Here is a 25564-nt window from a genome sequence, read left to right on the forward strand (position 1 = left end):
CTGGACCACCTACGCGCTGCCCCGCGCTCGCGGACCGGCTGTGCCGTGCGCTCGTCAAAGCTGAGGTTCAGACGTTCGGTCAGCCGGGAGGGTACGACACACGGGCCACCGCGACGAGCACGTCGACGAGCTGGCCGGCGACACGCGCGATCGCGATCACGCCTCCCCGCTCGGGGCTGTCTCCCTCGAGGTAGCGGGGACGCTGCCGGCCATGAGGACGGCAGCCACCACTGCCAGCACGGCCAGGAGGAGGAAGACGTCGGCATAGCTCCCGAGCACATCGGCGAGCGCCGCTCCCGCCCAGGGTGCGAGAGCGGTCGCGAACATCGCGGGTGCCGCGAGCAACCCGCCGAGCCGGCCGTAGTGCGCAGATCCCCACCGCTCGCTGATCGATGTCGCTTGGAGCAGGGTGAGAAGGCCACGAGCCGCGCCGACCAGCATTCCCACGGCGATGAGCAGTGCTTCGGGGCCGGGTAGGACTGCCATCAGGGCGGTCGTGACAGCGCCGGCGCCGATGATCAGCACGCCGCGGGTGCGGATCCCTGTCGTGCGGGTGATCAGGCCGTAGCCGAACCGGCCGAGGACCTGACCTACGCCGCCCAGCCCGAGCGCCCAGGCGGCCGCGGTCGTGGACAATCCGCGCTCGATCAGCAGCGGAACCTGGTTGACCACCACCGCGAACGCACTGAACGACGCGAGCCCGATCGCCGCCACCAACAGCACGAACGGCCGGCCACGCGCGATGGCGTCCGGGTCCTGTTCCGTCTCGTGGGGCTGCGGCTTCGGCCATGCTCCGCGCAGGCCGAACAGGTGAGCGGGGATCGTGATCACGGCCAGGACCACGGCCAGGACGAGGTAGGTCCGACGCCACTCCAGCCGCTCGACCAGCGCGGCGGTCACGGGGGCAAAGATCGTGCTCGACAGCCCGGCCAACAGGGTCAGCGCGGTGAGCGCGACGACGTGACGCGGTCCCCACCAGCGCGTCAGCGCGGCGAAAGCGGGCTGGTAGAGCACCCCGCCCATGGCCACCCCGGCCAGCACCCACGCGGCGAAGAACCACGGCAGCGATCGTGCGGTCGCGATCCCCAGCACGGCCGGGGCCGCCAGCACCGACCCGATCGTCATCACCGGACGCGGCCCCCACCGGTCGAGCCACCGCCCGGCCGGGATGCCGACCACCGCGGAGACCACCAGGCCGAGGGAGAACGCCGCCGTGATCGTGCTGACCGGCCAGCCCGTGTCCGCGGCGATGCTCGGCGCGAGGACCGGGAAGGCGTAGTACAGCACGCCCCAGCTGACGATCTCGGTGACACAGAGGACGACCAGCACCCGGCGGAGCCCGCCGCGGGACAGGGCACCGGGCTGCGCGGTCATCCGTTCAGGCTGCACCCGGCTCGGCCCCTCCGCTGTCGTCACCGCGCCGGTGATGCTCGGCCGCGCGCTCGGCCGGGGCGGCGGAGGGGACGCTGCCCGCAGCCAGAGCGGCGGCGAGCACGGCGACCCCGCCGAGAAGCCAGAACACGGTGGGGTAGCCGCCGAGGACCTCCGACAGGGCGGCGCCGGCCCAGGGCGCGAGGGCGGTGGCGACCATGGCCGGTGCGGTCAGGATCCCGTTGAGGCGCCCGTAGTGGGTGGCGCCCCAGCGGTCGCTGATGGCGGTGGCCTGCAGCAGGGTGAACACCCCGCGGGCGGAGCCGGCGAGCATCGCTGCGGCGATGAGCAGCGCGGCCGGGCCGGGAAGCACGGCGAGCAGCATGGTCGCCGCGGCGAACGCGGCGAGAATGACCACGGCGCGCAGCCGCACGCTGGTGCGGGCGGTGAGGGTGCCGTAGCCCAGCCGTCCCAGCACCTGCCCCAGCCCGCCCAGCCCGAGCGCCCAGGCCGCGGTGGAGGTCGACAGGCCTCGGCTGATGAGCAGGGGCACCTGATTGACGACCACGGCGAATCCGGAGAAGGTGCCCAGGCCGATCGCCGCGACCAGCAGCACGAACGCCCGGCTGCGTGCTATCACGCCGGGATCGCGGTGGGCATGCGCGTGCTGCTCGACCGGGTCGGGTCGCGGCCAGCGTCCGCGGAGTCCGAACAGGTGCGCCGGGATCGTCACTGCCGCGAGAACGGCGGCGAGGATCAGGTAGGTGTGGCGCCAGGCCAGGTGCTCGGCCAGGGTTGCGGTCAGGGGGGCGAAGACGGTGCTGGCCAGCCCGCCCAGCAGCGTGACGGCGGTCAGCGCGGTGACCCGCCGCGGCCCCCACCAGCGGGTCAGCGCGGCGAACGCGGGTTGGTAGAGCACGCACGCCATGGCCACCCCGGCCAGCGCCCATGCGGCGAAGAACCACGGCAGCGACGGGGCCGTGGCGATGCCCAGCAGGGCCGGCGCCGCCAGCACCGACCCGCCGGTCATGATCAGCCGCGGCCCGAGGCGGTCGAGCCAGCGCCCGGCCGGGATGCCGACCAGCGCGGAGACCACCAGGCCGAGAGAGAACGCGGCCGTGATCGTGCCGATCGACCAGCCGGTGTCCGCGGCGATGCTCGGGGCGAGGACCGGGAAGGCGTAATACAGCACCCCCCAGCTGGTGATCTCGGTGACGCACAGGATCGTGAGCACCCGGCGGAGCCCAGCGCTCGACAGCGCGCCGGGCTCCGCGGTCATCTGTTCCGGTTGCACCTGGGTCGACTCGCTCGGTCAGCGGTCCGCTCCGGCCCCCGTCGGAGCGGCTAGGGACAGCTCGACCGGCGCCGTCGGGCCGCAACACCCGCCGGGCGCTGCGTCGTCGTCGGTCTGGTCGACCAGGCCGCCGCCGGAGCACACGCCGGTCTCGGGCAGCACCAGCTCGACCCGTTCTGCGGCCTCCCGGTCGCCGGCGATCGCCGCAACGACGGAACGGACCTGCTCGTAGCCGGTCAGCGACAGGAACGTCGGCGCGCGCCCGTAGCTCTTCATGCCCACCAGGTAGACGTCGGGTTCGGGTTGGGCCAGCTCCACCGCGCCGTGCGGGTACACGGTGCCGCAGGAGTGCACGTTCGGGTCGATCAACGGGGCCAGCGCCCTGGGCGCCTGCAGCACCGGGTCCAGATCCAGCCGGATCTCGGACAGAAAGCTCAGATCCGGGCGGAACCCGGTCAGCGCCACGACCTGGTCCACCGGGCCCGTCCGGGCCCCGTGGAACGACTCCAACACCAGTGCATCGCCGTCGTGGTGCACGGCGCTGGTGCGGAACCCTGTCACCGTGGCGATGTGCCCGGCCGCCACGGCCTGGGTGGCACGCTGACCCAGCGCACCCCGGGCAGGCAGCTGGTCGGCGTCCCCACCGCCGAACGTGTCGCCCACCTCCCCGCGGCGCAGCAACCAGTCGACGTGGGTGCCGGGCGCGTCTTCGGCGAGCTCGGCGAAGGCCACGAGCGCGGTCAGCGCCGAGTGGCCGCTGCCGGCAACCGCAATCCGCTTGCCCGCGTACCGGGCGCGCTCACCCGGGTCGGTCAGGTCCGGCACCCGGTACCGGATCCGATCCGCGGCCGCGCGCTCGCCCAGCGCCGGCAAGCCGTCCCCGCCCAACGGGTTGGGCGACCCCCACGTCCCGGACGCGTCGATCACCGCCCGCGCCGTGATCCGCTCCTCCCCGTCGGATGTCTGCACCCGCACCGTGAGCGGCTCGGCCGCCCGCGCGGCGTCGACCACGCGGTCCCAGCCCTGCCGAGCCACCCCGACGACCCGGGCCCCGTACCGCACCTGATCGCCAAGCACGTCGGCCAGCGGCTGCAGATAACGCTGCGCCCACACCGCCCCGGTCGGGTAGTCATCCGGGTCCGGCGCCTGCCACCCGGTCGGAGCCAGCAGCTTCTCCGCAGCGGCATCGACGAGCTCGCCCCAACGGGAGAACAGTCGCACGTGATTCCACTGCCGCACGGCGGCCCCGGCCACCGGGCCCGCCTCCAGCACCAGCGGGGTCAGCCCTCGGCTCACCAGGTGCGCTGCCGCGGCCAGGCCGGCCGGCCCCGCACCGATCACGACGACCGGCAGCCCGGTCGCGTTCGCAACGTCGTCCACAACGTCCTCCATCGATCTGCGTCGATCCAACGATGCCGACTCTATCGATGCAAATCGATTGACGCATCGGTTTTCGTCGATAAAGTGTGGGCATGAGCGTGTCTGTGCCCCTGACCGTCGTGCCCCAGCCGGCGCCGCAACTGGCGACCCAGGACGCGGCGACCTACGCGGAGTGGTTCGCCTGCCTGGCCGAGCCGATGCGGGTACGGCTGCTGCACGCAGTCGCCGTGGCCGGGGGCGAGGTGACGGTCGGGGAGCTGACCGGGCAGCTGGGCATCACCCAGTCCACCTGCTCACACCACCTGCGCAAGCTTGCCGACGTCGGATTCGTACAGCTGCGCAAGGAACGCACGGCCACTCTGGTGTCGGTCAACCCGACCTGCTGCACCGGGCTGCCGCACGCCGCGGACGCGGTGATGGGCATGCTCGGGCCGCGCCCGTGCTGCCCGCAGGACCTGCCCGCCGACGTGGGCGTCCGCGCCCTCGAACGCGGCGACTGGGCCGACGTGCGGCGCATCTACGCCGAAGGCATCGCCACCGGCAACGCCACCTTCGAAACCAGCGTGCCCGAGCGCCGCTCTCTCGATCACGCCTGGCTGCCCGACCACCGCTGGGTCGCCGAGCTCGACGGCCAGGTCGTGGGCTGGGCCGCCGCCCGCGCAGTCTCCAGCCAGCCTGCCTACTCCGGGGTCGCGGAGACCTCGATCTACGTGGGCGACGGCTTCCGCGGCCGTGGCGTCGGCAAGGCGCTGATCCACCGGCAGGTCACCACCGCCGACGACGCCGGCCTCTGGACCCTGCAGACGACGATCTTCCCCGAGAACCGGGCCGCGATCGCCCTGCATCAGTCCGCCGGGTTCCGCACCCTCGGCATGCGCGAACGCATCGGCCAACACCACGGCGTCTGGCGCGACACCGTCTTCCTGGAGCGCCGCCGCACCGACGACCTCTGACAAGACCCCGCGGACAGCGCCGCTCAACCCGCCGTAGCTGCTGACCCACGGTTCCCCCATCCGGAGGACTGGATCTTTGAGGTGCCCATGAACAATCCCTACGCCGCTACGCCGCCACCCTCGACACCGACATCAAGACCGGACAGCGCGCCCTCGCCGTCCACGCCGACAACGGCGGGTTCGCCGTGCACACCCCGACCCAGACACTGACCGCCCCGATGCTGATCGCCGCCACCGGCGGCTTCGGCAACCCCTACCGGCCCCCGCTGCCCGGCCTGGACACCTTCACCGGCGAGGTTCTACACGCCAGCCGGTACCGATCCCCTGAACGGTTCGCCGGGCAGCACGTCGCGATCGTCGGCGCCGGGAACCGCCGTCCAGATCGGCGTCGAACTCGCCCAACACGCCCGCGTCACGCTGGCCACCCGCTCACCCGTGAACTACGTGCCGCAACGCCCACTGGGGCGCGACCTTCACTGCTGGTTCGCCGCGCTCGGGATCGACCACCTGCCCATCGGACCGCAGCTGCGCACCAAACCGACCGTGCCCGTCTTCGACACCGGCACCTATCGCACCGCCATCAACGCCGACCGGCCACCACGCGCACCGCTGTTCACCGGCATGGACGGCACCCGCCTCACCTGGGCCGACGGGCACAGCGAACAAGTCGACACGATCCTGCTCGCCACCGGCTACCGCCCCGACCTCGGCTACCTGGCCGGGCTCGGCGCGCTCGACACCAGTGGGGCGCCCCAGCAACTGCGCGGGCTGTCCACCATCCATCCGGGCCTGGGCTACGTCGGGCTCGAATGGCAACGGAGCCTCGCCTCCGCCAGCCGACGCCGACAGCCTCGTCACGCTCACCACGTCCACCCGGAACGGCAATGAACTCCAGTTCCTCACGCGAGGGCTTCGTCGGAGCCGATCTTGCACCTGTACACATCGTGTCGGTGCGCGGCAGCACCGAGCCACAAAGCGGAAGCCGACTACTGCTCCCTGTCGCGCAGGCGATCGCCGCCAGATCGCCCGTGCCCGTGGCTGACACCGAACTGCACTACCCGGCGACCTACGTCCAGTTCGACGCCGGCTACCCGGCCCGCTTCGACCTCGGCGAAAGCCCTCAGCTCGGCGTCACAGCACTGCTGACCCTCCTGGAGGACAATGCCCGAGCCCGGCCACACCAGGCCGTCGTGCTGCTGGGCTGGTCCCAAGGAGCCCAGGTCATCGCTCCCCGGGAAACCTCGACGCCTACGCCGACCACCTCAGGGATTACTACACCTACGCCGACCACTTCAGGGATTACTGCGCCCGCGACGACCTCGCCTGCCAAAGCGGCCCGAACTCAACTCGTGAGCTGACCTTCCTGGCGACCACAGCCTCGGCCCGTCCAAAGACCACGAACAAGAAGCTCGTGGCCGGGCCTGCTCAGGCTCATGGCCGCGCGGGCGCTATGGGCGGTGGTGTAGCTGCTGCGCACTTGCCGGCGAACGCTCGCCCGAGCACGCACCACAGCGAGCGACGGCGCATGGGAGCGGCAAGCTTACGGGCCAGCTCCGGGTCGGTTGTTCTGAGGGATTCTGCGATCCTGCTCAATCGGAGGAATTCAGTGTGGTCGAGGGACACGAGGGTGTACTCCGATCGCTTGTGGACCGTCCGGTCATTCGTCGCCAGCCGTGCCAGGTGGAGCGCACGGGGCTGCACCGGTTCTGGGAGACCAGTGTTGCCGCGAGGCGTGCCGGGTGCATCACCGCCAGCACCCCTCATGCTCTGCTGCTGACCGGAGAACTCGGCCTCCTGCTGGTAGGTATGTCCGGGGCCAAGCAGGTCTGCCACGAACCGAACCGTCTCAGCCTGCCTGGGTGCGGTGCAGGCCTGCAAACGCATGCACGCCACGATCTGCTCCCTCAGCTGCTGCTCGAGGTTCTCCGGGACTCTGACCTCCTCGACCCGTCACGGTTACCACCGAGTCAAAACCGGGGACCCCGGAGAGGCGCGCGGTACCGACTCCGGTCAGGGGTGGTCCGCAGAGCGACGAGGGCGCACAACTGGTCGAGGTCCTGCCCGAGGAGGAGTACACGGAGATGCACCTTCCGGGGGCGGTGAACATCCCGCTTCGGGCCATGGACGCAACCACCACCGCCGCTCTCGAGCGAGACAGACCCGTGATCGTGTACTGCTGGGACGGCCTTTGAGATCTGAGCCCCCGAGCGGCGTGTCGGCTCGCCACGCTCGACTTCGCTCAGATCTATGACTATGTGGCCGGCAAGGTAGACTGGCTCGCCCGCAACCTCGCGGTCGAGGGCACCGATGCCGTCCGCCGAACGATCGGCCGCTACCTGCGCAACGACGTCGTCACCGTCGGACCGACCGAACTCATCGCCGAAGTACGTGATCGCGTTCGGCGTTCGGCGTACGGCTTCGCGCTCGCCACCACCGATGGGGGTGTCCTCCTGGGCAGGCTCCGCGGCAGCAGGCTCGACGGCCCCGAACCCACCGCGGTCGCGAACGATGTGATGGAGCCCGGACCGTCCACGCTGCGCCCGCACGAACTCGCCGCCGACATCCAGACCCGACTCGACAGCAAGGGCTTGAGCTACGCGATCGTCACCGATCCGGACGGTCAGCGGCCTAGGTGAGGACCAGCGCGGCCAAGGTGGCCGGTCGCAGGAGCCACCCGGATACCCCGGTCCTTTCCTGGGCGGGGTCAGGAGGCGCCGAGTGCTTGAGAGAGGTCCTTGATGAGGTCGTCGGCGTCCTCGAGGCCGACGGAGAGGCGGATCAGGCCGGGGTAGTTGACCTGCCCGATGCGGGGGATGTGCGGCGAGGAAGACGGCGACCGCGGCGGCGGTGGCGTTCTGCGCGGCGACGCGCACGGTCAGGGACCGCAGGGAGCGGGCGAGCAGGAACGCGGTCTCCGGGGCGATGACCTGACCGAGGTTCTTGCGCCACAGACTCACCGGGCTGAGGAGGTCGGCCGGGCGATCAGGGCGCCGGCGGTGAGGTCGGAGTGACTGCCGAGATATTTGGTGGCCGAGCGAACCAGCGGACCGCGCGAGCCGACGCAGGGCTCACCGGCGGGTGCCAAGCACCACGGGCAGTCGACGGCCTGGGCGCCCACGCGACTGTTCAGCAGCCGGACCATGCGCGCGATGCCCGCCCGGCGGCCGTCGAGCCCGGTGTAGTCCTCGTCGCCGTCCCCGAGCGCCGGTGCCCGTGCTCGGGATCGACCCGCCGATGACCAGGTCGGCGACGTAGGGGGCCTGCCGGGATATGAGCGAAACGGGCAATGAGCCTGCAAATCTGCTGGTCAGCGGTTTCCTCGCGGCTATCGCTGTGCGTCGTAGAGCACGTTCTTCGCCTTGCCGATCAGGGCTTTGGCCTGGCCGATCAGCGCGAACGCGCAGGTGCGGGCGTCGGTTTCGTGCTGGGCGAGTTCGGTGCCGACCGGGCGCCAGTCGGAGCTGAGGTGGTCGCGTGCGTCGGCCAGCGACGTCCGGGCGGTGGTCAGGCTGGCGCGGGTGTTGTGCAGGATGTATTTCCAGGTCGGCAGGTTCTGTTCGTTCATGTCACGGGACTTCCGTCGTGGCGAGGGCTTGTTCCCCGTGGTTCGTGAGGGTGACGACGAAGTGGTCGGCGAACTGCTCGGTCGCCGGCATCGTCTTGCCGTGCTTGATCGCAACGCCGTACGGGTTGATCAGCCCAAGGTCGCGAAGGTCGCGCACCCGCGCGGTCAGCTTCTGGTACCGGCCTCCGTCGGTGCGGCCGTAGTAGGTGTGGCCGCCCATGTTGTTGACCTGGCTCTCGGCGATGGCCCGCAGTAGCGCGGTCTGGGTTCGCGGCAAGGAGGGCATCCTGTTCCGGCTGGCCGAGGCGGCCGTCGAGCACCCGGACGATGTGGTGCGGGATGCCTACTTCCAGTGGTAGGCGAGAAAACGTTGTGGGAACTGGTCCGGGAGGCCAAAGCCAACGAGCGTGCCTTCCGAGCACGGGTACGCACCGTGCTGCGATCCTCGTACTCGAACTACTACCGCCGGATGCTGCCACCGTTGCTGGTTCGAGGGCCACCTGCACGTCGACGGCGAGGACCCGACGCGCTCCAGCGGCACCCTGCGCATCGTGGCCACCAGCATCGACACCGGCGTCAAGGACCGGGACGAGCACCTGCGCAGCAACGACTTCTTCGACATGCCGACCTACCCGGAGATCACCTTCACCAGCACCGCCGTCGAGCATGGCGGCGGCGACAGCTACCGGGTGACCGGTGACCTGTCGATCAAGGGCACGACCAAGCCGGTGACCCTGGACGTGGAGTTCACCGGGGCGGCGCACGACCCGATGGGCAACGACCGGATCGGGTTCGAGATCGGCTGCACGGTCAACCGCAAGGACTGGGGTATCACTTGGAACGCGTCACTGGAGGCCGGCGGCGTGCTGGTCGGCGACAAGGTCACCCTGGACGTCGACGTCTCGGCGGTCAAGCGCTCCGGCTGACGCCGACCCGGTCCAGGTAGTCCTGCACGGCAGTCCTGCTCGCGCCGGGTGCGCGCAGCGCGAGGTAGCCATCAGGCCGCACCAGGACGAGGGTGTCCCCGGTGACGCCGTACGCGGTCCGCGCGTGCCCCTCGACGTCCACCAGATCGGCACCGCTGCCCGGCGCGCCGACCGCCACCGGCTTGATGAGTCCACGGTGGGCGGTGCCGACGTCCTGCAGTGGACCGGCGCAGGACTCGCCGAAGCCGAGCAGGGTGAAATGCGGGCCGCGGAAGGCGTCGAACAGCCGCCGTGGCGTGCCGGAGCTGTCCACGCAGGGCGCGTCGGGCGCACGATCACCGGCGCGCGGTCCATTCCCGGCGTCGCCGTCGACGGACAGCGAGCTGGCCGGGTAGCCGAGCCCGAGCTGCTGGCCGTCCGGGGGCGCGCCGCCCGCGATGTCCGTGCTGCCGCCGTTGACGAACCGCCCCGCGACCCTGCGCAGCCCCTCGGCACTCACGCCGAGCGTCCACGAGGCGACCGGGAGCCGCTCCTCCTGGTAGCTGTCCAGCAGCGACTGCCGCGCGCCGGAACACACCATGGCGAGCTTCCAGCCGAGGTTGTACGCGTCCTGGATGCCGGTGTTCATGCCGAGGCCGCCGGCCGGCGGATGCACGTGCGCTGCGTCGCCGGCCAGCAACACCCGGCCCACCCTGAACCGGTCGGCCATCCGCACGTTCACCCGGTACGTGGACAGCCAGCTTGCCTTCGAGAGCCGGATGCCGTGCCCGTCGGCGAGATCGTCCACGATCCGCCGGAAGTACGGCAGCGAGGGTTCGGGGAGGCTGCCCTCCGCGCCGAAGTCGCTGAACGGTACGGCCTGCAGTTGCCAGGACCGCTCGTGGCGGAACGGGCACAGGGCCAGGAACCCGCGCCGGCGGACGGTCCATTGGTACCAGGCGTCCGGTTCGAGCCCGCCGAGCTCGACGTCCCCGAGCAGCATGGCCTGCTCCCCGTTCTGGCCCTCGAAGCGCACGCCGAGTGCCTTGCGCACGGTGCTGCGGCCGCCGTCGCAGCCGACCAGGTAGCGCGCAGCCACCCGCTCGCCGGTATCCAGCACCGCATGCACACCGTTCGCGGACTGGCTGAACTCGGCGAGGCCTGCGGCCAGTTCCACCCGCACGCCGTGCTCGGCGAGCCGCGCGCGCAGGATCCGCTCGATCCGCCACTGCGGGATCAGCAGCCCGCCGTCGTAGGGCCGATCCGGTGTGGGTGTCCGCTGGGCGTGCGGGTCGGCCTCGGCAACCAGGTCGCCGTCGAGGTACCGCCGGTGTGGCAGGTGCCGGAACCCGTAGTGCAGCACCTCGTCGGCGACACCGAGGTCGTCCAGCACCTCCTGGGTGCGTGCGGTGAGCCCCTTGCCGCGCGAACCGGGGAAGTGCTCGGCAGCTCGGTCGACGATGCGCACGTCGACGCCCCGGCGGGCCAGCTCGATGGCCAGCGTGAGCCCGGTGGGTCCGGCGCCCGCGATCAGGACGTCGGTCACCGGTCCCCGTCCTGGCGCATTGCCGGCGCCGTACCAGGCGCGTCGTTGCCGAGGTTCTGCCGCACCGAGTCGAAGATCCGCAGCCCCCGGCTGACCAGGCCGGCGGTGAGATCGCCGAGCCCGTCGGTGCCGTTGAGCACGATGACGTTCGCACCGGACAGGCCCCGCGCGGCCTGCTGCACGATCTGCGGGAGCTGGGCGATCAGCTGCTGGTCCAGCGCGACCCGGTTGTGCGAGGCGGCGGCCTCGGCCTGAATGGTGGTGCGTTCGGCCTCGGCCAGGGCCAGGATGCGCACCCGCTCGGCCTCCGCATCGGCCGGCTTGACCACCTCGGAGACCAGCTCCTGCTGCCGCAGTTCGGCCTGCCGCTGGGCCAGCTCGGTCTGCGCGGCGATCACGTCGCGCTGCGCCTGGGCGTGCGCCAGTGGCCCGGCCTGACCGGCCTCGGCCTGCGCCTTGTCCACCTCGGCCTTGTACTGCGCCTGCACGATCGAGGTCTGCCGCGCGTACTCGGCCTGGTTGCGCTGGGACTCCTGCTGCGCCTCCGCGGCGGCCTGGTTCGCCCGCGCCTGCGCGATCTGCGCCTCGCGCTGGATGGCCGCGTTGTGCGGGGCCGCCATCGCCTGGATGTAGCCGACATCCTGGTCGTCGATGCTCTGGATCTGCAGCGAGTCCACGGTCAGGCCGATCTTGGCTCCGACCGTGGTTTCGTGCCCGGCGAACAGCAACCCGGCAGCCAACCGGACGACCACCTTCTGGGGATCGTGGCCCTGCGCGTCGGCGGCCGCGACCAGGTCCGTGAGCACATCCTGGCCGGGGTGGGCACGCTTGTCCTCGATCAGTGCAGCCATGTAGGTGTGCAGCTGGTCCCGGCCGGCCTGCGCCCGGCCCCGGTCGGTCGTGCAGGCTGCCTCGTCCGACCAGATGCGAAACTCGGTCCGGTCCTGCGGTGGCACACCGAGGACCTCGCAGATCACCATCGCCGGCAGCGGGAATGACACCGCCTCGTGGAAATCGACCGGCGGGGTCTGTGCGGCGAGCTCATCCAGCAGGTCATCGCAGAGTTGCTGCACCCGCGGACGCAGCCGCTGTATGCGGCGAGGAGCAAACGAGCGGGCCAGCACCTTCGCGAAGGACATACCCGCACCGGAGTTCTGCCCAGGCGCATCGGGGTGGCCCATCATCGCCGCCTGCGAGTAGCGAGAGGCACCCGCTGCGCTCGTGGTCCACGACAGACGCGAGTCAGCGATCAGCGCCCGCACCTCGTCGTAGCCGCTGACCAACCAGGCCGGATCCCCTGCCGGGGTCCGCACCGCCCTGACCGGCGCCGATGCAGCATGCATGCTCGCCATCACACCCTCCCTGATCCCGTGCGGTCACTGAGGCGATCGGCGGTGACACTAGGCGGTTTCCGGGCAGGGTGTCCTCGTGCTGGAGGTGGAGATCGGGGTGGATATCTGCCTGGGAAATCTCCACCGCGGTTTCCTACCGCGAACCGACGACACACCCGGGGCGGTGTTCGTAGCGTCGTCATCAACGGTTATGCCGTCGCGATAGTGACCATCGAAGGAGCACCACCCATGTTGATCGGATCCCTGCTGACTGCCATTGGACTGTTGTCCGGTGTGCCAACCGCGGTGTGGCTGACCGTGGCTGTCCTCGCCGTGGTGGGCGTGATGGCCTTCAAGATGCGGGGGCGCCGACGGCGTTAACCACCCCTATCGTTCTCCCACCCTGGTCGCAAGGCTGAGGCCGCGCGACCAGGGTGATCTGGCTTGCACGAGTGATCGATCGGTGCGCTGTGGCCTGCTCGGGTTGGTCAGTGACATCGTTGCGCTACGGCAGATGCAGATAAGGAGCGACGACGGTGGTAGTGACGGGGCAATGGGTGCCACGGCGATGGTGGCCGGTGCGGCTGGGTGTAAGCCTGGCCGGACTCGGCGGCATCGTCTACGGAATCAACGCCCGCACACCGGGATTGGGTCTTCACGGTCAGGCACTGGCCAAGGTGGTGAGCCCGTCTGGGCCTCGGCGGCTACCTGGCGCCTCGAGCGGCAGCCCATGAGCGGCGCCTCGCTGTCATCGCCCTCGACGGTGTGTTCGACGCCGTCACCGCCCTGACCGCACACCTCCCACTGCCGCACGGCGAGGTGGTCCGGCGCGCAGCAGCCGAGCACGACGGGGAACTGGACCAAATCATCGCCGACGCCCGTGCACAGAGCCCGGGCGAGGCAGCTTCGGAGTTCGAGGTGAGCCGAAGCTGCCATATGGCTCGCGTAGGTCCCGTAGATGCAGAACTGGCCGCGGTCGTCGCGATCCTCCCTCGTCTCGCCGGGCAGGGCGACGCCACAGTCGATTGCGTCGTTGTTGCAGTCGATCTCGACCATGACCGGGACGACGTAGCGGGCCCAGCGAGTGGTCATCAGGAACCTTTTCTCGAGATGGCGCGCGCCCGTGTCCGGCGCGGCGCGGTGGCGGCCGGCACCACGGCCGTGGTGATGTCGCCGGGGAACAACGCACCCGGCACCAGGTCGAGCGTGGTGACCGGCACCGCCTCCGGCGGCGACAGGTCCAGCACCCAGTCGCCGAAGCGGCGGATGGTGTGGGTGATGTACGGGGAGATCGTGGCCAGGTCGTCGGCGTCGATCGGGTGCCCATCGGCAGCCAGGGCGTTCGCCGCGGCGGTGATGTCGCAGGCGTTGGAGTAGATCACGCAGTTGGCCAGTAGCTCGTTGAACTTGACGATCTTCTCCTGGTAGTCCGGGTCGTTGCGGCCGATCGCCTCGCCGCCGAAGCGCAGCCACGCGGAGAACCCGTGGAACGCCTCGGCCTTGTTGGTGATCGCGGTGATCTGCTCGCGCAGTTGCGCATCGGCCAGGAATCGCAGCAGCGTTGATCGTGCGGATCACCCGGCCGAGCTCGCGGAAGGCCCGGTAGAGGCGGTTCTTGCGGGAGTTGTCGCCCAGCCGGCGCAACAGGGTGACCGACGACAGGCGGCCCTCGCTGATCGAGATCGCGGTGCGCAGGAGATCGGTCCAGTGCGTCTCGATCAGGCCCCAGTCGATCACGTTGTCGCCGAACAGCGAGTCGATGTGCTCGTACCCGGTGTCCACGCTGGGGCGGTAGAAGTTCAGGTCGGCCCAGTTGCGGATGCGTGGGAGCAAGTCGAACCCGAGCAGCGCCGCGAGCCCGAACACCGGCAGCGACTGGCCCTGGGTGTCGGCGTGGATGGTGTCGGGCTGGATGTCGGAGTCGTTGCGCAGCAACCCTTCGATGATGTAGACGGCCTCCCACACCCCGCACGGGATGAAGTGGCTGAACAGGGCGATGTAGGTGTCGGAGATGTGCCGGTAGGCGATCCCGCCGTAGCCGCCGTAGCGGATGTGGGACTCGGCGAGGATGTTGTTCTCCCAGGTGTCGACCTGCGTCCCGTCGGCGGCGACCACCCGCCGGTCGCCCCACATGCCGGTGACGTCGAGCTTCGCGTACTCGTTGATCACGTCCGTCGAGGCGGCGTCGATCTTCGCGGACGTCGTGTGCTTGTTCGCCGCGACCGACAGCTCATGGGCGTTGACCTGGTCGCGCATGTGCCGCGCGACCTGCGCCGGGCCCAGCAGCGTGCCGTTGGCGAACACGGTCAGGACGTAGCGGGCCATCGCGTCGCGGATCTTCGGATCCGACCCCGACACCGGCCCGAAGTGCCGGGTCCAGCCCAGCAGGTGTGCGGTACGGGCCAGGATGTCCAGCAGCCCGCGTTCCGGGAGCCGCTGGTGGATCGCGTCTTCCAGGGCGAGCGCGGACGGGCGCCGGTCGGCGCCCTTGCGGCGGCGCAGGATCGGGCGGCCTTCCTCGAAGGACAGATCGGTGTTGTGCGGGAACCCGGCGTCCACCACCGCGGCGATGTCGCCCAAAGCGGCCGGGTAATGCGCGGTGAGCTGCTTCGGGTCCGACGGGATCCCGGCCTGGCCGCAGAACTTCCCGGCCAGCGGCAGGCACTCGTCCCAGTACATCAGTTGCGCGTGCAGGTTGGCGTAGGAATCGGCGCCGGCCACGGCGATGTCGCCGGAGCGCAGCTCCGAGGCAAGGTAGGAGAACACGCACACCTCCAGGTGGCGACGCACAGCTTCCCGGGCCGGTCTTTCACCACCAGGATCTTGCGCCACGCCTCGGTGACGAAGTCGATATCGATCGCCACCGTCACCGCGTCGTCCCCGCGGCCGACGGTCACCTTCTCGGGCACATATTCGCCGGTGCGGCCCCGGATCGCGCGCAGGAACTCGACCGCGTCGATCACGCTGTGATCGGCGCTGGTCGGCTCCAGGCCGAGGGTGTCGAGCAGGGTGAACAGCGCGGAGCGGTGGCTCTTGTAGAACCTCTCCAGCAGCGGCAAGTAGTTGTTGCCGTGGTGCGCCGCCACCACCACCTCGTGCGCGGCCGAGAGCCGCTCGATCCCGCCCGCGTCCGCGAACGTCTTGAGCACCAGCCTCCCGGCCCGCTCGGCCACCGCGGCCGCGGCGTTCTCGGGAGGGGAGGTGGCCTCCCGCGCGCCGGCCAGGACGTCGCCGAACACGTCCAGCAGGCGGCCAGCAGCGTCCACCGCTTCGCCTCGCCGATGTCCCGCAGGTCGCCGACGTCGGTCACCCGCGCCTCTCCGGCGAAATGCGCGATCTTCGTCGCCGGGATGCCGTCGAGCCACCGCTCGGTCGCGCCGAGCTCGTCGAGCGCTTGCCGGTGGGCCAGGCGCAGCTTGAACTTTCCCAGCGACGCCGCCTTCGCCGGTGTCTTGAGCCGGTCGAACTCGCTGCGGCCCGAGGTCGGGTCCAGCCACAGCAGCCGCGCCAGTCGGGCCTTGCCCGTCAAGTCGATCCGGGCCGCGACCATCGCGTACAGCGCGATGTTCGTCGTCGACCGGATCGCCGCGACCAGCCGGTCCAGCGTGGAGAACCCGGGCAGCTCACACCGCGCCCGCACCAGCTCCTCCAACGCCACGTTGATCAAGTCGGCCGGGTTGTCCTTCGTGGTGACCGCCTTGCGGATCGCCTCCTCGGCGATCACGCGGGCCTTGCCTGCGTCGTACTCCACGCCCACCATTGCCCGGACCAGCCCGCGATGCCACTTCGCGGTCCGGTCCGCGTCATGCTCGGCCGTCACCTGACTGGACAGCCCCAGCAAGCCGCGTACGTGCTCGACCACCACCGCGGGAACCTCGTCCAGCTTCGGGAAAAACCCCAGCCGCTGATACGACTTCAGCCACACCACCAAGGCCAGCAGATGCTGATCGTTCTGCGTCTTCTCCCGAGCCCACGCACCCTCGGCGACCGTCGGCGTGAACGCCTCAGCCAGCTCCCGAGCGGGAACCACTCAGGACGGCGGCCACTTCGGCCGGCACAGCCCGAGGGGTGATCCCGGGCTAGCCGTCGACCGATTCCGGCAGCAGCCGCGGGATCGCTCGCACGCAGACCACCATGCCCAGCACCTCGACCGGTGTCTGCGTCACGATCACGACGGCCGCGGTCGCGGGGGTCGGCACGGCCAACGCCAAGGGGAGCACGACGAGTGAGTTGCGCGTCGCGCCGGTGAAGATGATCGCGCGTCGAGCGCTCGAATCGAGGCGGAAGGCCCGGGAGACGGCCAGTCCGAGGCCCGCCATGACGACCAGGAACACGACGTAGAACGGGACCGCGGTCACCGAGCTTCGGGACCTGCGAAGCGACAACGACGAGCAGGGTGGCGACCATGAGGGTTCCGGCCCAGGTCGAGAAAGCCTCGCCTGGGTGAGCCGGATCACGATCCGGATGACGAAGGCCACGATGAAGGGGCCACGCGCGATGCGAACAGGCCATCGACCGGCCAGGTTGCAGGCGTCGGGCATTTATGCGTGGACAGCTCTGCGGCCAGCACCCGGTCGGAGCGGCGGTGAGGGTCCGCCGGACCATCCCGAACTGGATGGCCAGCAGCAAGGGTCGCCGCGCAGCAGGCCAGAGGTCTGCGGCGCCGACCCCATGCTCGCCGGCGTGTGCACTGAGCGCTGTCGAGTCCGCTGAGCCAGGTCATGTAAGGCCAGCGATGACGTGGTCGACCTGGAACCGCGACAGCCAATGGTGGCAGGGCCCCATCACCTTTCCTGAGTCAGGCATCAGGTAACCCGGCCTTCGCATCAGCTCACCTGCGCCGGCATCACCTCCGCTGAGCCAGGACAACGCTCCCAGTCTTCGTGCCGCCTGCGCTCGGGGCCGACCAACGAAACACAGGTTTCGTTGGTAGCACGTTCAGTTTTCGAAACAGCGAACTAGTTCGATCGTTTGCAAGCATCGAACTGGTACGGTCCCGACCATGATCGAAGAGGCCGTACGCTGCGGCTACAGCAAGTGCCGGGCCGAGCTCCCCCCTCCGGGCCCGCAGGGCGGCCGTCGCCGCTCCTTCTGCCGGGAGACGCGCTGGCCCGGTGGGCGGTCCTGCGCCCAGATGGCCAAGGCCGAGCGCGACGCCCTCGACGCGCTGGGGCTCGACTCGGGGCGTTCCGCCTTCCGTCTCGACGCCGAACGGCTGCGGGAGCACGTCGACGCGGTACGGGGGCCCGTCACGGAGTTGGCCGCTGCCCTCGCGGGTGTCATGGAGCGGCTGGAGGAGGTGGAGGGCGCTGCTCTCGCCGCCGTCGAGACCGCCAACCGCGGCGCGGCGGAAGCAGAGGCGCTGCGGCTCGAGGCGCAGCAGGCCCGGGAACGGGCCGAGAGGGAGTCCCGGGAGGCTCAGGACCGGACGGCGCGAGCGGTGGAGGAGCGCGCCACGGCCGTCGAACGGGCGACGGCCGCGGCCCGGCAGGCGCTGGAGGCGACCGAGGCGCTCGGCGCGGCGCGGCAGGTGGCCGAGGAGGCCACGCGCGCCCGCCAGGCCGCCGAGGAGCGGGCCACCGCCGAGGCCCGGCGGGCTGCCGAGGCGGAGCGGGTGGGCCAGGAGGCGGTCGTGCGGGCGGAGCGGGCCGACGCCGAACGCGCCGCGGCGCAGGCACGTGCGCAGGAGTTGCGGACGGAGGCCGAGGAGAGCCGGACCGATCGCGACGCCGTTCGGGCCGAGCTGACCACCAGCACGAACGCCCGGGACGACGCAGTACGCCGGGCGAGCGCCGCGATCGATGCCCTGGCCGGCGAGCGGGAGGCGCGGCAGCAGGCGGAGCAGGCGCTCTCCGCGGCACAGGCGCGCGTCGAGACCGAGGTGGCCCTGCGGGACCGCGCCGACCGTGAGCTGGAGCGGTTGCGCGCGGAGGTCGACCGGGCCCACGCCGACCTCGCACGGGTCCGGGCCGAGCTGACCGCCGTGCGGGAGCGGGACACCGACGAGCTGCGGGCCCTCGTCACGGCGGCGGTGCGGGGTGAGGGCTTCCCCGTGGCAGTCGCCGAGAATCGGGCAGATATGGCTGATCAGGCTTCTGAGCCAGGACTCTGAGGATTGACGGCCGGCACACCCGACCGAGCCGGCTACTCGGTGCGCCCCGCGGCTGCACTCTCCTGGGCGGGAACCTCAGCTGCCGGGTGATCTGGACCGCCGGCCGGGGCGGCGGCACGCAGCGCCGCTTCGACCCGGCGGTTGCTGGTCATGGATGCCGTGACGGCCGTCATCGACAGAAGGAGGGCGGCGAGTCCACCGAGGCCGAGCAGGAAGGCGACGGCCGCGAGCAGCGGAATACTCAGCACGTCGAGCACGGCCGCTGCCGCTGGGATCGCGAGCAGCACCGCACGCGCCGCGTCCGTGACCCACATCGTGCGCCGGCGGTCCCAGCGGTCCACCAGCGCACCGCCGAGCACCCCGAAGAGCAGCCACGGCAGCGTCCCGGCGGCCGTGACGACGGCGAGCGCCATCGGATCCCGCGTCAACGTCAACGCGAGCAGCGGCAGCGCGGCATGCGACACCCCGTCACCGAGCGAGGACACCGTCTGCGCGGTCCACAGCCGTCCGAACCCGGTCGGAAACTCCCGAACGTCCGAGGTCACTTGGCGCCCCCCTCGGCCTGCTCGCGCGGTGCCGGGTGGAAGAGGGCGAAGACGGGTGACGCGTCCGGCAGCGACGGATCGGACAGCTCCTGGTACTCGTCCGCCAGTGCCTGCAGCCGCGCCCCCAGCTGCGCGAACTGCTCCTCGGTGAGCCGCAGATGCGCCATCCGTACGTGCCGCTCATCCACCGGCGACGCCTCCAGGTCCGCCACCCCATGGCGCATCAGCACATCCGGCCCTCCCTCGCCCGGATCCGGCAGCGCGATCGCCCGGGCGGCCATCGCGTAGTACCGCTCGATGACACCCCGCACCTTTCGCGTCCGTACCACCTTCACCAGGCCGGCCCGCTCCAGCAGCCGCACGTGATCGCTGGAACTCCCCTTCGCAAGGCCCACCCGCTCGGCGATCTGCGTGATCGTCGCCGGCTCGAAGCGGAGCACGGCCATGATCCGGTGGCGGGTGAGGTTGGAGACGGCGCGCAGTTGCTCGTCCGTGGTGACGTGGAACGTCTCGGGAAGATCATCGGTCGGTATGCGCGCAATGGTCAACGATCCTTGACCATTGCGGAAGGGGATGTCGCGCGGACCTCCAGGATCTGCCGTCCGGCGCGCGAGACCTTCTGAGGCCCGCTGGTACGGCGGTGGCGGGCAGGCCGGGCATGGTGGCCAGACCGGCCCAGACGAGCTGGTCCGAGTACGGGTACTCGACGCCGTCGATGTCGGTCCAGCGTGAAGAGCCGCCGGCCGCGGCGAGTGGGTGCCGAGCCGCGCAGGGGCCAGGCGCAGGATGGAAGCATGACGCAACTCCGCTGGTTCATCACGGGGGCATCCACCGGGTTCGGGCGCACGTTCGCCGAGACGTTGCTGGCCCAGGGCGATCAGGTGGTGGCCACCGCACGCAACCCCGAGACGATCTCCGACCTCCCGGAGCGCTACCCCGGGGCGGCGCTCGCCCTGCCGCTCGACGTGACCGACCCCGGCCAGATCGCGACGGCGGTCGGGGCCGCGCTCGACAGCGGCGGCATCGACGTCCTCGTCAACAACGCGGGCCGCGGTCTCCTCGGGGCGCTCGAGGAACTGTCCGACGAGCAGCTGCACCGCTTGCTGGACGTCAACCTGTTCGGCGCCCTGGCCGTCACGCGCGCCGTGCTGCCGCACATGCGCGCCCGCCGCAGCGGGCACATCGTGCAGATCTCCTCGGTCGGCGGGGTCGTCGGGAACCCGGGCCACGCGGCCTACGCGACGTCGAAGTTCGCGCTGGAGGGGGCGTCGGAGGCGCTCGCCGGCGAAGTCGCCCCGTTCGGGATCCGGGTGACGATCGTCGAACCCGGGCCGTTCCGCACCGACTTCCTGGGCCGGTCGCTCGGCAAGGCCACGCCGATCCCGGACTACCAGGACGGGGCGCCCGGTCAGCTGCGTGAACGGTTCTCGAACCAGGACAGGCAGCAACCGGGTGACCCGGTACTGGCGGTCGAGGCGATCATCGGAACGGTCCGAGCGGGGTCGGGGCCCCTGCGGCTGCCGCTGGGAGCGGCGGCCGTCGATCGCATCCGCGACAAGCTGCAGCGTCAGCTCGCCGACCTCGAGGCCTACGCGGACCTGGCCGTCTCCACCGACCGTCCAGCGGGCTGAACCGGGGTCCCCGGCGGCGCTGCGTCGCGCGGGACGGGCGACTCGCGCACCCAGAACGGGCGACTCGCGGGTGGGGAACGGGCGACTCGCGGGGCGTCTGTCCTGTTCGTGGAGATTGCCATTCCGGGGGAATGGCCTGCTCAGGGGACCGGAGGCCGTTGGGTACCGTGATCGGCGATGCCGGGCGGAGACGCCGCCCGCAGCGCGGATCATCCGAAGGGTCCCCATGCGAATCGGTCTCGGCCTGCCCCACTACGGCGACCTCGCCACCGTCGACACCCTGGTAGAGGTCAGCAAGGCTGCGGAGGCCATGGGCTACGACAGCCTGTGGACGGGAGATCGCCTCTTCATCCCGGTCGAGCCGAGCGACCCCTACCCGAGCGGCGGCGTGATCCCGCCCCAGTTCGGGACGTACCTCGACCCGCTCACGGCACTGACGTTCGCGGCCGCGCACACCGAGCGCGTCCGGCTGGGCACGAGCACGCTCAACGCCACGTGGTACCCGCCGGTGATCCTCGCGCGCACGCTGACCACTCTCGACATCCTCAGCCGAGGACGCCTCGACGCCGGGTTCGGGATCGGGTGGATGCGTGACGAGTACACCGCGGTGAACGTCCCGTGGACGGGCAAGGGCGCCCGGCTGGAGGAGACGCTGGACCTCCTCGAGAAGATCTGGACCTCGGACGTCGTGGATCACGACGGTCCGTTGTTCACGGTGGTCCCGGCGCCGATCGAGCCCAAGCCCGTGCAGCGGCCGCGGCCGCCGATCCTGCTCCCCGGCTTCTCACCTGCCGCGATCCGCCGCGTCGGACGGCGGGCGGACGGCTGGCTCGGTGTGGGTGCCCCGTTGCCTGCGCTGCAGTACCTGTGGGGCAACGTCCGCCGGGAGGCCGAGGAGGCCGGTCGCAACCCCGCCGACATCCGGTGCATCGTGCGGATCAACCCCCACCTGACCGACGAGAAGGCCGAGGTCGAGCAGGTTCCGAATCAGGGCACGCTCGCCCAGCAGGTCGACTACGCCCGTTCGCTCGTGGAGGTGGGTGCGGACGAGGTGTTCATCGACTTCGGCCAGACCACCACGACCAGCGCCGAACTGCTCGACCTCGCCGGTGCCTTCATCGAGGGCGTACGCGCCGGGTAGCGCCCGGCCCCGGCCACTCCTGGTGGCTGCGGATCCAGTGTCGACGTCCTAGCGGGTGACGGCGGCCGGACAACTGGCTACCCTCTGCCGATCCTCCGTCGCCGGCAGCCAGGGGTCACTGTGTCCGATCAGACGACATCCACATCGCCCGATCCGGCCGGGGGTACCACCGACCGACACCGGTTGCCCGTCCGCACGCTGTTCGCCGCGTCGATCGGGAACGCCATCGAGTGGTACGACTGGACGATCTATGTGACGTTCAGCATATTCTTCGCCACGCAGATCTTCCCGAAGGAGAACGCGGCGCTGGCGTTGCTCAGCACGCTGGCCACGTACGCGGTGGCGTTCTTCTTCCGCCCGCTGGGCGGCTGGCTGCTGGGCCGGTTCGCCGACCTGCACGGTCGCCGCACGGCCATGCTCGTGACGATCCTGCTGATGGCACTCGGCTCGCTCGCCATCGGGCTGCTGCCGACGTTCGCGATGGTCGGCTGGCTCGCGCCCGCGCTGCTCCTGATCGCGCGCATCGCGCAGGGGATGTCACTGGGCGGGGAGGTGTCCAACGCCTCGGCCTACCTGGCCGAGATCGCCCCGCCCGAACGCCGTGGCCGGTACTCGTCCTTCTTCTACATCTCGACCGGTTCGGCGGTGCTCGTGGCGTCGCTGCTCGGCGCGCTGCTGACCCAGGTGCTCGACCCTGAGCAGCTGGCCTCCTACGGCTGGCGGATCCCGTTCCTCATCGGGGGCGTGCTCGGCTTCGTCGGGCTGTGGCTGCGCCGGGCCATGCCGGAGACCGACCAGTTCGAGGAGAACAAGGCGGCGGCCCAGGCCCTGCGCCACCCGCTGATGACGACGCTGCGCGAGCACCCGAAGGCCGTCGGGCAGCTCATCGGGTTCACCCTGCTCTCGACCCTCTGCTACTACACCTTCTTCTCCGCGCTCACCCCGTTCGCGGTGACCTCGCGGGGCGCCAGCGCCAACGAGGTCTTCGTCGCGCTGTCCATCGCCACCGCGTTGTTCGTCACGCTGCAGTACCCGATGGGAGCGGTGTCGGACCGGTTCGGCCGCAGGCCGCAGCTGCTGGTGTGGTCGGCCGCGACGGCGGTGCTGATCGTCCCGCTGTCGTATCTGATCGGGCCCGGGCTGGGCAACCTGCTCGTCGTGTTCTGCGTCGGCCTCGGGCTGTACACGATGATGACCTCCATCGCTCCCGCGGTGATGAGCGAGCTGTTCCCCACCGAGCTGCGGGGGCTGGGCATCGGGGCCTGGTACAACCTGACCGTCGCCATCTTCGGCGGCACGGCGCCGCTGGTGATCCAGGCGCTGTCCGGCGCGGGCGTCGCCGAGGCGTTCTTCTGGTACGTGGCCGCAGGCGCGGCGATCGCCTTCCTGGTGATCCTGACCCTGCCCGAGACGAAGGGCCAGGTGCTGCGGTAACCCGGGGCCGGACCTGTCGTCGAACTGATCCGCTGCACGAGTCCACAGTGGCGTTCAGCATATGCCACAGATTGCGTAATGTGACCACGGAAATCGGGGGCCCGGGGCCTGTCGGCGGCTGCCGGGCAACCTGGTGCGGCCGCCCTCGGTGGTGAGGCCGGCGCCCGGCGCGCGGGTCACCTCCGTGACGAGCAGCGCCGTGACCAGCCCTCCGTCGTCCTCGACGAGATCCACGTCCGGAGTCGCACGATGATGTCCGGCTACTGGAAACAATTCGACACCACCGCCACGGTGCCGCGCGAATTCTCGGCTCCGGGTCGGCGGCGTCAGATTTCTCGATGCGGGCGGATACCTCACGCGCACGACCGCATCACTGATCTGATCGTTGGTCAATGTGTCGACAACAATTGATGCACAGAAGAGCAATCTCATGCCGTCGTGGTGTTCTCGGCCGGAAGTGCTATCGACCGGGTGAAATTGCAAGAATTCTTCCGGGCAAGCGGGTGTCGCTCTATTTTCCCACTCGTATCGCCACCATCACAGCACAAGACGCAGATCCCGTCCGGGATCTGCGTCAGGCGCGGTCGGTCAGACCAGTGGGCTGGTGGCCAGCACGCGCACGGCCTCGGCCACGGCGGCCCGCCGGGCCACCCGCACCGCGGTCTCGATCGGGCGCAGGGCCTCCCGGCGGGCTGCGGCGGCCGAGGCGGACAGCGCGCCGCCCGGCTCGTCGACGGACGCAGCGGCGAGGATGGCCTCCACCTCGTCGGCGTGCTGCAGCACGCGCAGCGGCTGCCCGGGCATGCCAACGGGCCACAGCGACTTCGGGCGCGCGCTCAGGGCCGCGGCGATCTCCTCCCGCACGCCGGGCCGGTGCCGGGCCACGCCGAGCGAGGTGAGTACCGACGCCGACTGGCGGACCTGGTCGCGCAGTTCCCGCTCGGCCTGGTTCAACGCGACGAACTCCGGGGGAGGACCGGGGTCGGGCACCGGGTAGACCGTCCAGCGCAGGACGCCGTCGGCGACCGCCGTCGGCACGATGCCCAGCCCGGCGTCCGCGAACAGCACGCCCTCGCCCGCCGCCAGGGCCTGCTGGCTGAAGTGGCCGGGACCGGGCAGCCCGCGCACGTCACCGGGGACGGGGAGCACCAGCCGCGCGGGTCCGCGCGGCGCCGCACGACGGAGTGCGGCGAGGAGGAACGTCACCGAGGACACCGGCTCGCCGGGTGAGGGGAGCGCGGTGACGCGGGCGGTGTCCGCGTCGGCGGCCTGGACGTCGTGCGCGTCGGCCCACGGGCCGAGCGCATCGAGCACGTCGTCGGGTGCCGCAGCACCCGCGAGCCAGGCCGATGTCCACACGGTGAAGGTGGCGGAGGGGCAGGGCACGGGCGTCAGGCTAGCCACGTCCGGGGTCAGGAGCACCGCTGCCGTGCGGGTGAACCCGAATACACTGCGTTGCCGCAGGTCGGACCGGGTGGATCAACGGTCTGCGCGTGTCGCGACGGCCTCTGCGGCCCGCGCGACGGTAGAAAACGGGTGTGACGCGCTCGCACGACTACCGAGGGATGTTCGGCGCCGACGGCTCCCGCGCCACGGTGCGCCGGCAGATCCCGGAGGTTCCCGCCGAGGCAGGCCTCGTCGTGGAGGATCCCGCCAGCGGCTTCTGCGGCGCGGTCGTCGCGGCCACGGTGCGTGAGGTGACGCTGGAGGACCGCCACGGCCGCCGGCGGGTCTTCCCGCTGCGCCCGGCCGCGTTCCTGTTCGAGGGCGCTCCCGCCACGCTCGTGCTCCCGAAGCGCGCCCCGGCGGCTCCGGCTCGGTCCGCATCGGGCTCGGTGAAGGTGCAGGGGCACACCGCCCGGACGGCGCGGGCCGCCCGGATCTGGGTGGAGGGCCTGCACGACGCCGAACTGGTGGAACGGGTGTGGGGCCACGACCTGCGGGTCGAGGGCGTGGTGGTCGAGCCGATGCACGGCATGGACGATCTCGCGGCCGCGGTTGCCGAGTTCGGTCCCGGACCGGATCGCCGGCTCGGTGTGCTGGTGGACCACCTCGTGGAGGGCTCGAAGGAGACGCGCGCCGCCGCGGCCGTCGCGGGTGCGCACGTGCTCGTCGCCGGGCACCCCTACGTCGACGTGTGGCAGGCGGTGAAGCCGTCGGTCGTCGGGATCCGGGCGTGGCCCGAGGTGCCCCGCGGTACCGACTGGAAGACCGGGGTCTGCGCGGCGCTGCGCTGGGGCGAACCGGCCGACGGGGCCCGCCGGGTGCTCGGCGCGGTCCGCAGCTTCCGCGACCTCGAAGTGCCCCTGATCAACTCGGTGGAACGGCTCATCGATTTCGTAACGGGCTGATCACC

At 70.9% G+C, this 25564-nt stretch carries 26 protein-coding genes and 5 pseudogenes; 13 read left to right on the forward strand and 18 right to left on the reverse strand.

Annotated elements, in window-relative coordinates:
* Positions 1-156: 156 nt before the first annotated feature.
* The 3 genes from AC5L35_RS12190 to AC5L35_RS12200 are packed head-to-tail and all read right to left on the reverse strand — an operon-like array spanning position 157 to position 4045.
* On the reverse strand, positions 157-1374 hold the full coding sequence (locus AC5L35_RS12190) for an MFS transporter (RefSeq protein WP_495059689.1): 1218 nt from the start codon (positions 1372-1374) through the stop codon (positions 157-159).
* A 4-nt stretch (positions 1375-1378) separates the two neighbouring features.
* Entirely contained in the window at positions 1379-2650 is a 1272-nt protein-coding gene (locus AC5L35_RS12195; RefSeq protein WP_495059690.1) for an MFS transporter, read from the reverse strand.
* Between the two features lie 33 nt (positions 2651-2683).
* Positions 2684-4045 (reverse strand): NAD(P)-binding domain-containing protein, encoded by a 1362-nt coding sequence (locus AC5L35_RS12200; RefSeq protein ID WP_495059691.1) that lies wholly within the window; start codon positions 4043-4045, stop codon positions 2684-2686.
* A 92-nt stretch (positions 4046-4137) separates the two neighbouring features.
* Between AC5L35_RS12200 and AC5L35_RS12205 the strand changes: the two genes are divergently transcribed.
* From AC5L35_RS12205 to AC5L35_RS12230, 6 genes and pseudogenes are all read left to right on the forward strand, one after another.
* Complete coding sequence (locus tag AC5L35_RS12205) at positions 4138-4998, forward strand: helix-turn-helix domain-containing GNAT family N-acetyltransferase (RefSeq protein ID WP_495059692.1); 861 nt, start codon at positions 4138-4140, stop codon at positions 4996-4998.
* A gap of 131 nt (positions 4999-5129) precedes the next feature.
* Positions 5130-5315: pseudogene (locus tag AC5L35_RS12210) on the forward strand (NAD(P)-binding domain-containing protein); the annotation flags it as partial.
* A 118-nt stretch (positions 5316-5433) separates the two neighbouring features.
* Positions 5434-5886 (forward strand): hypothetical protein, encoded by a 453-nt coding sequence (locus tag AC5L35_RS12215; protein WP_495059693.1) that lies wholly within the window; start codon positions 5434-5436, stop codon positions 5884-5886.
* Positions 5883-6356: a cutinase family protein gene (locus AC5L35_RS12220; protein WP_495059694.1), complete on the forward strand. Its 474-nt coding sequence runs from the start codon at positions 5883-5885 to the stop codon at positions 6354-6356. The genes AC5L35_RS12215 and AC5L35_RS12220 overlap by 4 nt, the downstream gene beginning before the upstream one ends.
* A gap of 681 nt (positions 6357-7037) precedes the next feature.
* Positions 7038-7190 (forward strand): annotated as a pseudogene (locus AC5L35_RS12225) (rhodanese-like domain-containing protein); the annotation flags it as partial.
* Positions 7191-7253: 63 nt separating this feature from the next.
* On the forward strand, positions 7254-7634 hold the full coding sequence (locus AC5L35_RS12230; protein WP_495059861.1) for a CBS domain-containing protein: 381 nt from the start codon (positions 7254-7256) through the stop codon (positions 7632-7634).
* A 68-nt stretch (positions 7635-7702) separates the two neighbouring features.
* On the opposite strand, the gene AC5L35_RS12235 is transcribed toward AC5L35_RS12230, so the two are convergent.
* From AC5L35_RS12235 to AC5L35_RS12255, 5 genes and pseudogenes are all read right to left on the reverse strand, one after another.
* Positions 7703-7813 carry a PLP-dependent transferase gene (locus tag AC5L35_RS12235; protein WP_495059848.1) on the reverse strand — a complete coding sequence of 37 codons (111 nt, stop codon included), beginning with the start codon at positions 7811-7813 and terminating at the stop codon, positions 7703-7705.
* A gap of 55 nt (positions 7814-7868) precedes the next feature.
* Positions 7869-7955, reverse strand: a pseudogene (locus AC5L35_RS12240) (hypothetical protein); the annotation flags it as partial.
* Positions 7952-8140, reverse strand: a complete 189-nt coding sequence (locus AC5L35_RS12245; RefSeq protein ID WP_495059695.1) for a zinc finger domain-containing protein — start codon at positions 8138-8140, stop codon at positions 7952-7954. The gene AC5L35_RS12245 and the pseudogene AC5L35_RS12240, both read right to left, overlap by 4 nt.
* A 183-nt stretch (positions 8141-8323) precedes the next feature.
* Entirely contained in the window at positions 8324-8563 is a 240-nt protein-coding gene (locus AC5L35_RS12250) for a hypothetical protein (protein WP_495059696.1), read from the reverse strand.
* Between the two features lies 1 nt (position 8564).
* Positions 8565-8783, reverse strand: a complete 219-nt coding sequence (locus tag AC5L35_RS12255; RefSeq protein ID WP_495059697.1) for a hypothetical protein — start codon at positions 8781-8783, stop codon at positions 8565-8567.
* Between AC5L35_RS12255 and AC5L35_RS12260 the strand changes: the two genes are divergently transcribed.
* Both AC5L35_RS12260 and AC5L35_RS12265 read left to right on the forward strand, forming a co-directional pair.
* On the forward strand, positions 8782-8922 hold the full coding sequence (locus tag AC5L35_RS12260; protein ID WP_495059698.1) for a hypothetical protein: 141 nt from the start codon (positions 8782-8784) through the stop codon (positions 8920-8922). The genes AC5L35_RS12255 and AC5L35_RS12260 overlap by 2 nt on opposite strands.
* 48 nt (positions 8923-8970) lie before the next feature.
* Positions 8971-9489, forward strand: coding sequence for a YceI family protein (locus AC5L35_RS12265; RefSeq protein ID WP_495059699.1), 519 nt, complete (start codon positions 8971-8973; stop codon positions 9487-9489).
* Here the strand turns inward: AC5L35_RS12265 and AC5L35_RS12270 are convergent.
* The 7 genes and pseudogenes from AC5L35_RS12270 to AC5L35_RS12300 all read right to left on the reverse strand — a co-directional run bounded on the left by AC5L35_RS12270 (position 9473) and on the right by AC5L35_RS12300 (position 16703).
* Entirely contained in the window at positions 9473-11014 is a 1542-nt protein-coding gene (locus AC5L35_RS12270; protein WP_495059700.1) for an FAD-dependent oxidoreductase, read from the reverse strand. The two genes, AC5L35_RS12265 and AC5L35_RS12270, sit on opposite strands and share 17 nt — an antisense overlap.
* Positions 11011-12366, reverse strand: a complete 1356-nt coding sequence (locus tag AC5L35_RS12275) for a flotillin domain-containing protein (RefSeq protein ID WP_495059701.1) — start codon at positions 12364-12366, stop codon at positions 11011-11013. Before AC5L35_RS12275 ends, AC5L35_RS12270 begins: the two co-directional genes overlap by 4 nt.
* Before the next feature lie 1070 nt (positions 12367-13436).
* Positions 13437-13904 (reverse strand): Tn3 family transposase, encoded by a 468-nt coding sequence (locus tag AC5L35_RS12280; RefSeq protein ID WP_495059849.1) that lies wholly within the window; start codon positions 13902-13904, stop codon positions 13437-13439.
* A 64-nt stretch (positions 13905-13968) separates the two neighbouring features.
* Positions 13969-15024: pseudogene (locus tag AC5L35_RS12285) on the reverse strand (Tn3 family transposase); the annotation flags it as partial.
* Positions 15024-15584 (reverse strand): hypothetical protein, encoded by a 561-nt coding sequence (locus AC5L35_RS12290; protein WP_495059862.1) that lies wholly within the window; start codon positions 15582-15584, stop codon positions 15024-15026. The pseudogene AC5L35_RS12285 and the gene AC5L35_RS12290, both read right to left, overlap by 1 nt.
* Before the next feature lie 404 nt (positions 15585-15988).
* Positions 15989-16375: pseudogene (locus AC5L35_RS12295) on the reverse strand (DUF4158 domain-containing protein); the annotation flags it as partial.
* Between the two features lie 49 nt (positions 16376-16424).
* Positions 16425-16703, reverse strand: a complete 279-nt coding sequence (locus AC5L35_RS12300) for a hypothetical protein (RefSeq protein ID WP_495059702.1) — start codon at positions 16701-16703, stop codon at positions 16425-16427.
* Between the two features lie 644 nt (positions 16704-17347).
* On the opposite strand from AC5L35_RS12300, the gene AC5L35_RS12305 reads away from it, so the two are divergent.
* Positions 17348-18457: a response regulator receiver protein gene (locus tag AC5L35_RS12305; protein ID WP_495059703.1), complete on the forward strand. Its 1110-nt coding sequence runs from the start codon at positions 17348-17350 to the stop codon at positions 18455-18457.
* A gap of 32 nt (positions 18458-18489) precedes the next feature.
* Here the strand turns inward: AC5L35_RS12305 and AC5L35_RS12310 are convergent, their stop codons facing one another.
* Both AC5L35_RS12310 and AC5L35_RS12315 read right to left on the reverse strand, forming a co-directional pair.
* Positions 18490-19002, reverse strand: coding sequence for an MFS transporter (locus tag AC5L35_RS12310; RefSeq protein ID WP_495059704.1), 513 nt, complete (start codon positions 19000-19002; stop codon positions 18490-18492).
* Positions 18999-19550: an ArsR/SmtB family transcription factor gene (locus tag AC5L35_RS12315; RefSeq protein WP_495059705.1), complete on the reverse strand. Its 552-nt coding sequence runs from the start codon at positions 19548-19550 to the stop codon at positions 18999-19001. The genes AC5L35_RS12310 and AC5L35_RS12315 overlap by 4 nt, the downstream gene beginning before the upstream one ends.
* Before the next feature lie 246 nt (positions 19551-19796).
* Between AC5L35_RS12315 and AC5L35_RS12320 the strand changes: the two genes are divergently transcribed.
* The 3 genes from AC5L35_RS12320 to AC5L35_RS12330 all read left to right on the forward strand — a co-directional run bounded on the left by AC5L35_RS12320 (position 19797) and on the right by AC5L35_RS12330 (position 23208).
* Positions 19797-20633: an oxidoreductase gene (locus AC5L35_RS12320; RefSeq protein WP_495059706.1), complete on the forward strand. Its 837-nt coding sequence runs from the start codon at positions 19797-19799 to the stop codon at positions 20631-20633.
* A 226-nt stretch (positions 20634-20859) separates the two neighbouring features.
* Complete coding sequence (locus tag AC5L35_RS12325) at positions 20860-21774, forward strand: TIGR03619 family F420-dependent LLM class oxidoreductase (protein ID WP_495059707.1); 915 nt, start codon at positions 20860-20862, stop codon at positions 21772-21774.
* A 183-nt stretch (positions 21775-21957) separates the two neighbouring features.
* Positions 21958-23208 carry an MFS transporter gene (locus AC5L35_RS12330; protein WP_495059708.1) on the forward strand — a complete coding sequence of 417 codons (1251 nt, stop codon included), beginning with the start codon at positions 21958-21960 and terminating at the stop codon, positions 23206-23208.
* Between the two features lie 588 nt (positions 23209-23796).
* Here the strand turns inward: AC5L35_RS12330 and AC5L35_RS12335 are convergent.
* Positions 23797-24594 carry an Rv1486c family protein gene (locus AC5L35_RS12335; RefSeq protein ID WP_495059709.1) on the reverse strand — a complete coding sequence of 266 codons (798 nt, stop codon included), beginning with the start codon at positions 24592-24594 and terminating at the stop codon, positions 23797-23799.
* A 179-nt stretch (positions 24595-24773) separates the two neighbouring features.
* On the opposite strand from AC5L35_RS12335, the gene AC5L35_RS12340 reads away from it, so the two are divergent.
* A complete protein-coding gene (locus tag AC5L35_RS12340; protein ID WP_495059850.1) occupies positions 24774-25559 on the forward strand; it encodes a DUF3097 family protein in 786 nt (261 codons plus the stop codon).
* The last annotated feature ends 5 nt before the right edge of the window (positions 25560-25564 follow it).

Source organism: Pseudonocardia sp. OZ21, from assembly GCF_059359135.1.